The organism is Bacillus sp. OTU530, assembly GCF_038440375.1.
Map to the genome: position 1 here is coordinate 25,779 of NZ_JASATP010000060.1, position 6,205 is coordinate 31,983.

Sequence of the window (6,205 nt, forward strand, 5' to 3'; positions counted from 1 at the left end):
CTGAGGTGATACATATGCGCTATAAAAAATTAGGGAGAACGGGTTTAGAGGTTTCTTCTTTATGTTTAGGGACGATGGCATTTGGAAGATGGATTAACGAAGAAGCATCTGTTTCTATTTTAGATACTGCACTTGATCATGGAATTAATTTTATTGATACAGCAAACTTTTACGGAACAGGTCAAGACCAAGAATTCAAACACGGGACAGGAGAATCCGAAGAGATTCTCGGACGAGCGCTTAAAGGAAAAAGAGATCAAGTGGTATTAGCCACTAAGATTGGACTGCCAGTAGGACCGAAAAGAAATGAGCGAGGGCTTTCACGGATTCATATCATGCAGGAAATTGAGAATCAATTGCGCCGATTACAAACAGATTATATTGATCTCTATCAAGTACACACCTTTGATCCCCATACCCCATTAGAAGAAACATTGCGTACATTGGATGACCTTGTACGCCAAGGGAAAGTGCGTTATATCGGGTGTTCCAACTACGCAGCTTGGCAAATTGCAAAATCTCACGCAATTAGTGAGAAGATGAATCTTGAAAGATTTGTTTCTGTTCAACCTCAATATAACTTACTCTCTAGAGAGATTGAACAAGAGCTATTACCATTTTGTGAATCTGAAGGTGTAGGTGTTATAGTATATAGTCCGATGGCAAGAGGAATGTTATCAGGAAAATATAAGAGTCCAGAAGATGTTCCCCCTGAAAGTCGCGCTGCACGTGGAGAAAAGTTACTTGAAAATTATTTTACAGATCGGAATTTCCATTTAGTAGACCATTACCGTATATTGGCTGAAAAGAATGAGGTAAGTTTATCTCAATTCTCCCTCTCGTGGGTATTAAATCAGCCAAAAGTAACTTCAGCCATTATTGGCGCTAGTAAGGTTCATCATGTAATAGATGCGATAGCAATTAGTAACTGGGAGTGGTCGAAAGAGTTACTATATGACGTGAATACTATTACCGCAGAATAAGGAGGGCACTTCATTACAAAAATGCTACTATATTTGGTTTAACGTAAGAAACAACTTGAAATCTATATATCTCAAGTTGTTTTTTATTCATGTTCAGTAACATAATCGGGTTCTGATGCAAAACCTTCAAAATTTGTGTTGAATGTAAACTATTGCCTAAAAGTTTGTATTCATATGATTGATTTTACTGTATTTGAGAGGAGAATATATAAATAACACCAAAATAAGGTAATCCTAACAAAAAAGTGTTCAACAAGAAAAGCTTGAACTCCCTTTCTCGATGTGCAGTTTAATCAAGTCAAGAAGCTCACTTTTGTTCTGTCTTTGATTTATATATAAAATAACGTAGGATTCAAATGACATATTGCCAAACTCTGTTTTTAGGTTTTATGACATACTTTTTTAGGTCTATATTGCGTCTGTCAAAAAGCATGCTTTTTGATAGGATGGAAGAATGAATGATAGAGGAACCCCTTTAATTTTTTTACGTTTATAATTTAAATTTTAAAAATACGCATGTGAAATTGTTTTGTTAACGAGGGGAATAAAAGAACAATATCCACTTAAAGTTCTGAGAACAGTAATAATGCCAATAAATAGCTTAATGTAGATATCATTAATAACACTAATATTAATATTAATTTTCATACTAATTATATAAGCCATTTTCAAACATGGATGTTTCCTATTAGTACATAGAGGTAACCCTCTCACTGAAACAGTATGAAAGAGAAAAAAATCATTTCTCCCGGTAGAATCATTGAGGATATGTACAATACAGAGAAAGAATAGCTAAGTATCCCAAGCCTTTCTTTCCTCAAACCATCTACTTATATCAACAGAATAGTTAATCTCCCAACAACTATATTTCAAACAAAAAGAGGCTTATAAAAGCCCCTTCTGCTGCAAATAGTTTTTAACGATTTCATTCACTAATTTAGACTTTCCACCGCGTCCTAATCTTTGGGACTGCTCTTCAATAACATCCCATACTTCGGAATCAAAATAGATTCCTTTCATAACAGTTGTCAGTTCCTTTGCAGGGATCTCTGCCTGAAGTTTTTCCAACGGGTCAATAGAATTAGCACTATCGTTAACATTAGAATTAACATCTTGTGTATGTAACAGCGGAGAATTCGCAACTCCCGCAAATCCACTTAAACCCTTGCCTTTTTGTCTTGCCATTGTTTCTCAATCTCCTCTACTAATTCAAAATAGTTCTGCACAATTGGATCCCTTGACTTACTAAGAGTAGCAGGAAGTCCTTTGCTCTTAATTTCATCCGCAAATCGAACGGATCTAGGGATAACTGTATCGAATAATTTCCATCCCATTTGTCTGCACAAGAAACGGCACTCTTGTAAAATGGTTGTATGCAGATTCGTTCTTGTATCAACTAATGTTGCTAGGATACCCAAGATCTCAATATTCGGGTTTGCATCTTTCTTCATATGTCATTCGAAGTTTTCTACGCTAATTACATAAAGCGGGATATCTCCAAACACAGCTGCACTCTTATTTCGTGAGTTCCGCTATAAAAGAGAAATATACACCGAATCGGGATTTAACATATGAGGAAGTAAAAATGCTGTTGGAGCATTGAAAACAGAAAAATCATCCGATTAACTATGCAATTCTAACCCTGTTGGCTACTACAGGGCTACGGATTCAGGAAGTATGTAAGGCCAAATGGTTAGAACTTTTTTATAATTCATCGACGGGGCATTACTTTTTATCCAGTAAGGGGAAGAATGAAAAGTGTAGGGAGGCAATTATTTTCCCTTATGTATTAGAGGCTCTGAAAGATTGTAGAAGAAGACGTAGACTGCCAGTTGAATTAAAAAACGGACTGGATGAGCCCCCTCTTATTCCTACTAGGAATAAAGAGTTTTATGATTACACCTATTTAAATCGGTATGTAAAAAATTATCAAGGAAACCTTTACAGCCTGTTTATTTCTTGTTTTACTGAGATAAAAATCAATCGTGTTTCCTTCGAAATCTATTGCACGATACAGCTACATCCATTGACCTTTTACTTTAATATAAATCATTTGTTGGCTTAAGATGAGGTCACACTCTTTCATCCAATTCAGGTCCATAGTGATGAACCCAACTCATAATCGTTGTGTGAGCTATTGATAAATCGCGTTCTTCCATCATTTCCACCAGGTTACGAAAACTAAGGTTGGACCGTAGATATCATCTTACTGTTAACAAAATAATGTTAGGCTGATAATGTTTCCACTTGAACAAATCTTGCTTTTCCATACTAATCAATTCTTTCACTTAAAAGATTGGAGAAAGATTATGTGGTTTATTGCCTTCGCACTGATTCCCCTTTCAATGCTTTATCCTAATAGTATCAGTGCTGCCGTTACCTATCCTCAAAAATTTTGGATACCGTTTATTCTTCCAATCAACATTGTCGGCATTCCCTTGCTACTTTTAATTGTGGGAACGATCCGAAAAAATAGGAAAGAAAAGCAGATAGCAAGATGATTATAAGCAGAGCCGGTAGCTTTTAAATAGTTAAAGGAACAGGTTGTTTGTTCGGTTCTTGTACAAAGATTGTATTTATTTGAAAGAGATATATGTTGTTTGTTCTTGAAATAGAAAACCTCCAAAATATCGGGCAATAGAGGTATTTTGGAGGTAGTAAATTTTTGAGTGCTGGTGCAAATACAATCTGTTAGAAACATCGAAACTTAATATCCATTTCATCTATGAATTATGAGGCTACTCCGAATAATTTATTGTATGAATTCAATCTCACTTTGGACAGACTTCACCTCTTAATAAACTAACTTTTGCTAAACACATACATAGATTATGTGTTACTATGTTACTATGTTACTTGTACTACAAGTTAACCTTCGAAAGGATTTGAATCTCAACATAGTACGACAAAAACGTCTTTTGATGAACATCCTATGGTATTGTAGGTGGAACAGGAGAATGAATATTGAAAAGGAAATGGATAATTTCATTAGTTTGCATGTTTTTTCTAGCGGCTCTAATAGGATTTACAGCTAAGTTTTCTAAAAAAGAGGATAAACCCAAAATTGTGGTCGTTGCAAAAAGTTTAGACACAGAGTTTTGGAAAACTTTTGGGGCAGGGGCCCAAAGAGCGTTTGATGATTTGGATATAGATGGTGAAGTAATAGCACCCGATGCCATATATCCTATTACAAATGAAGCTAATACATTGAAAAAAGTTTTAAGGAAACATCCAGATGCACTAATAGTTACTCCAATACACCCATCCGTTACCATTCCTGTATTGATGGAATATAAGAAAGAAAATATTCCCGTATTGTTTGCCGGTAGAGATGCTGAATGGAAGGACAAAGTCACCTATATAGGGACAGATCACCTTGTATTGGGTACAAAGGCAGGAGAGCTATTAGGATCTATGCTGCATCCAGGAGATCAAGTAGCCATTATTCATGGAAATTTACAAGATCCAGCTTTGATGGAACGTACAGAAGGAGCGAGGATGGCTTTAGAAGAAGCCGGAATCGAGATTGTCACGGAACAGTTAGGTGAAGACCAATCCGAAAATACAGTATCAGTAACAGGAAATATTTTACAGAATTACCCACATATCAAAGGAATAGTTGCAACTGGCGATTTAATCGCTCTAGATGCATTGAAAACAATAGAAGAAAAAGGCTTGAAGATTCCTGTTGTTGGAGTGGATGGCATTACGAACATGGCAAAGCAGGTTAAATCAGGAAAGTTGAGTGCTACTGTGGCGCAGAATCCTTATGATATTGGGTATATAAGCGTGGAACAAGCATGGAAAACCATTCATGGAAGAGGTGTACCAAAAAGAATCGATAGTGGGGTGGATATCATTACCCTAGACAATGTAAAAGACAAATTAGATTTTTTAACTGAGATATTACATCCGAAAGATTACATCCTAAAGATTGAGAGACTTCGCAATTCTTTATTTAACCTATCATGAGATGATTGGGGAGCTGACTTTTTCTTTTTTGGGGGATGGAGATTTTTTGAGTGGGGTGCTCAAAAAATACTACCTGTTCCTTGCACAATTTCAGCCTATATTATGTGTTTGAAATGAAATTTAACTATTTTGTAAAAAGTTTGACGGTTTGTAAAAAAGGTTCATCAAAGTATCACTTACAGGGGTGAAAAAGAGTATACAACATCAGACAAACATTGGGTCATTCCATGTTAATAACGACATTAGGCTACTTAAATAAAAACATAGGGCAGAAAAATAACGCAGCATTAGTATAGAAGTAAAAAGAATTTTAGTGGTTTTCCAACAAAGATAGTTGGATATGTAAATAGGACAAAGATTGGTTCATATACAACAGATTTTACCCCCTGCACATTAAGCTAATAATAAATTAACACTGTAAAAAATGAAAAGAACGCTATCCTTTTTATACCAGAATCAGAAAGGATAGCGTTTGTTTTATGAACCTATCAAATTTAGCGGAATTCAAGTTTTTCTCAGGAACAAGGATATTTGTCTTCCAGTGCATATATGTAAATGCATTAAACTCATTCTGTACATTGAAAAATTAATCTGGATTTATATAGAACCAACCAAATGTATTCTCCTAGAGATATAGTATTAATTCTCTTCTACGTATGCAAATCAATAAAACGGGAGTCCTATTTGAATATCACGGATTTAATATAACTATCTATTAAAATTTTATGGTTATTTAATACTTGAATCATTAACACTCCCACCTTATAAATAATAATATCGTTAGGGAGTATAAAGAACTTATTTGCCTTGTAACCCTTTGATCATATTAGTCTTTCTTACTAATATAATTAAAGAACTACACCTCATCTACCCCACATTTATCTCTCGACAACCCTTTAAAAACGATCATTCCTTACTCGAAAGAAAATCCTCTAAGGCTCCAATAGCCTCTTGTTCATCAATTCCATTTGTAGTTACTGTAATTTCTTCTCCCGTTCTAATTACTGCAACCATAACGCCCATAATGCTCTTAGCTTCAAACGATTTATCGTTTTTAATGATATTTATCTCGCTATTAAAAGAGGATGCTTTTTGCACAAATTGGAAAGCATTTCGAGCCTGAAGCCCTTGCTTAAGACGAATAATTATCTTTTTCTTAATCATTAATAATCACCCCTTCATAAATTATTTGTATATAGTTATTCTTATTAGCCCGTACATAAAAAATTTATTTCTCATCATACTTATGA

At 34.9% G+C, this 6,205-nt stretch carries 6 protein-coding genes and 1 pseudogene; 3 read left to right on the top strand and 4 right to left on the bottom strand.

Features of this window, described 5'->3' with window-relative positions; translation table 11 throughout:
* The first annotated feature begins 14 nt into the window (after positions 1-14).
* Positions 15-983: an aldo/keto reductase gene (locus tag AAHB12_RS27095; protein WP_342048361.1), complete on the top strand. Its 969-nt coding sequence runs from the start codon at positions 15-17 to the stop codon at positions 981-983.
* Positions 984-1,868: 885 nt separating this feature from the next.
* Here the strand turns inward: AAHB12_RS27095 and AAHB12_RS27100 are convergent.
* From AAHB12_RS27100 to AAHB12_RS27110, 3 genes and pseudogenes are all read right to left on the bottom strand, one after another.
* Positions 1,869-2,168 (bottom strand): hypothetical protein, encoded by a 300-nt coding sequence (locus tag AAHB12_RS27100; RefSeq protein ID WP_342046410.1) that lies wholly within the window; start codon positions 2,166-2,168, stop codon positions 1,869-1,871.
* Positions 2,141-2,434, bottom strand: coding sequence for a ParA family protein (locus AAHB12_RS27105; RefSeq protein WP_342048362.1), 294 nt, complete (start codon positions 2,432-2,434; stop codon positions 2,141-2,143). Before AAHB12_RS27105 ends, AAHB12_RS27100 begins: the two co-directional genes overlap by 28 nt.
* 488 nt (positions 2,435-2,922) lie before the next feature.
* Positions 2,923-3,253, bottom strand: a pseudogene (locus tag AAHB12_RS27110) (DDE-type integrase/transposase/recombinase); the annotation flags it as partial.
* 39 nt (positions 3,254-3,292) lie between these two features.
* Between AAHB12_RS27110 and AAHB12_RS27115 the strand changes: the two are divergent.
* Positions 3,293-3,484 (top strand): hypothetical protein, encoded by a 192-nt coding sequence (locus AAHB12_RS27115; protein ID WP_342048363.1) that lies wholly within the window; start codon positions 3,293-3,295, stop codon positions 3,482-3,484.
* A 463-nt stretch (positions 3,485-3,947) separates the two neighbouring features.
* Complete coding sequence (locus tag AAHB12_RS27120; RefSeq protein ID WP_342048364.1) at positions 3,948-4,955, top strand: sugar ABC transporter substrate-binding protein; 1,008 nt, start codon at positions 3,948-3,950, stop codon at positions 4,953-4,955.
* 906 nt (positions 4,956-5,861) lie between these two features.
* Here the strand turns inward: AAHB12_RS27120 and AAHB12_RS27125 are convergent.
* Entirely contained in the window at positions 5,862-6,119 is a 258-nt protein-coding gene (locus AAHB12_RS27125) for an HPr family phosphocarrier protein (RefSeq protein ID WP_342048365.1), read from the bottom strand.
* Positions 6,120-6,205 lie beyond the last annotated feature (86 nt).

Bases quoted from the DNA above. Each gene is read 5' to 3' on its own strand.
- AAHB12_RS27095 (WP_342048361.1), top strand. From the start codon at position 15: ATGCGCTATAAAAAATTAGGGAGAACGGGTTTAGAGGTTTCTTCTTTA.
- AAHB12_RS27100 (WP_342046410.1), bottom strand. From the start codon at position 2,168: ATGGCAAGACAAAAAGGCAAGGGTTTAAGTGGATTTGCGGGAGTTGCG.
- AAHB12_RS27105 (WP_342048362.1), bottom strand. From the start codon at position 2,434: ATGAAGAAAGATGCAAACCCGAATATTGAGATCTTGGGTATCCTAGCA.
- AAHB12_RS27115 (WP_342048363.1), top strand. From the start codon at position 3,293: ATGTGGTTTATTGCCTTCGCACTGATTCCCCTTTCAATGCTTTATCCT.
- AAHB12_RS27125 (WP_342048365.1), bottom strand. From the start codon at position 6,119: ATGATTAAGAAAAAGATAATTATTCGTCTTAAGCAAGGGCTTCAGGCT.